We start from the raw sequence: 1,506 nt of genomic DNA on the forward strand, positions 1-1,506 counted from the left end.
GGAACACCACCGACGAGTGGACGCTGAAAGGCGGCATCAGCCAGGGCTACAAGACGCCGACGCTGAACCAGCTCCACGACGGCATCAACGGCTTCGGCAACCAGGGGCTTTCCGCGAGCCTGGGCTCGCCGAACCTCGAGCCCGAGAAGAGCACCAACTACGAGGTGGGCGCGATCTACGACAACCTCGACGGCTTCTCCGCCGGGGCCACGGTGTTCTTCACCCAGTTCCGGGATCGCATCGCCAATGGCGACGATCTTCCCAACTGCCAGTTCACCGACAGCAGCGGCAACCAGCCCTTCGCAGATGCCGCGAACTGCCTGAGCGTGGGCAGTTTCACCACCCAGGAGAGCTTCAGCCAGCAGATCAACGTCGACCGCGCCGAGACCCGTGGCGTCGAGCTGACCTCGAGCTACCGGTTCGCCCCGGACTGGACCATCGGCGGCGGCTATACCTTCACCGACACCGAAGTGACCTCCGGCGACAACGAAGGCCAGCGACTGACCAACGCGCCTAGGCACAAGCTGACGGCGAATCTCTCCTGGGCGATCAACGAGCGTTGGAGCACCACGCTCGAGGGCGAGTACTACTCCTCTCGCGAACGCTTCACCGGTGATGTCACCGGAAGCTCCGCCGCGCTGGTCGAGCAGGTGGGCAACAAGCTCGACGGCTATGAGCTGTTCAACCTGCGCTCCTCCTATCGCTTCTCGGACAACGTGCGCCTGACCGGCTCCGTCTACAACCTGTTCGACAAGGACTTCTCCGCCTACGACACCTATAGCTTCGACGGCGATACCTACGTCGCCTACCGCTACACCCAGACCGGCCGCGCCACCGACGGCGTCGCCCTCGACGGGCGCAGCTACTGGCTCTCGGCCACCTACGAGTTCTAGACCCGGTCGCTCTTGACCCGATCCAATGCGCGCCCCTGGCGCTTGCTGATTCAGCCCCGGCTTCGCCCGGGGCTTTTTTTGTGCGCGGGAGCGACCGCCAAAAAAAACGGCCCCGAGAGGGGCCATCTGTCTGCGAGATGAAGCGAATCAGAAATCGACGTTCAGGCCGAGCCAGAGGCGGCGGCCGTCCTCGACGTAGCCGTACTCGTCGTAGGTGACGTCCTCGTCGAACAGGTTGTAGATGCCCGCGCTGACCGTGGTGGTGTCGTTGAGCGCGTAGCCAAGCCCCGTATCGACGAAGGTGTAGGACGGGGCGACCAGCGAGCCGCTGGAGCGCCCGCCGGTGGGCTGGCTCTCCTCGCCGCGGTAGGTCACCCGAGTCCACTGGCTGAGCTGACTGTCGATCTGCCAGTCGAGCGAGGCCGACACCTGGTGCTTGGGCAGCTGGGTCAGGGGGTTGCCCTTGTACTCGCCGCTTTTCTGCTCGGAGTCGGTGTAGGTGTAGCTGGCCGACAGCGCCAGCGCATCGCCCAAGGGTGCTGCAAGGCTCGCCTCCACCCCCTGGGTGACGGCTTCGTCGATGTTGACGCGGTAGGTCGGGTCGCTGCCGAAG

Annotated in this window: 2 protein-coding genes; one reads left to right on the plus strand and one right to left on the minus strand. The window is 64.9% G+C overall.

From position 1 onward, the window contains the following. On the plus strand, window positions 1-893 hold an 893-nt coding region (locus BIS11_RS17325), incomplete at its 5' end, for a TonB-dependent receptor (protein ID WP_253586691.1). Between the two features lie 147 nt (window positions 894-1,040). Here BIS11_RS17325 and BIS11_RS17330 read toward each other — a convergent pair. Continuing rightward, a partial coding sequence (locus tag BIS11_RS17330; RefSeq protein ID WP_253586693.1) for a TonB-dependent receptor occupies window positions 1,041-1,506 on the minus strand: 466 nt, incomplete at its 5' end.

Origin of the sequence: Halomonas sp. 707D4 (genome assembly GCF_024158685.1) — a bacterium.
Taxonomy (GTDB): Bacteria; Pseudomonadota; Gammaproteobacteria; order Pseudomonadales; family Halomonadaceae; genus Vreelandella.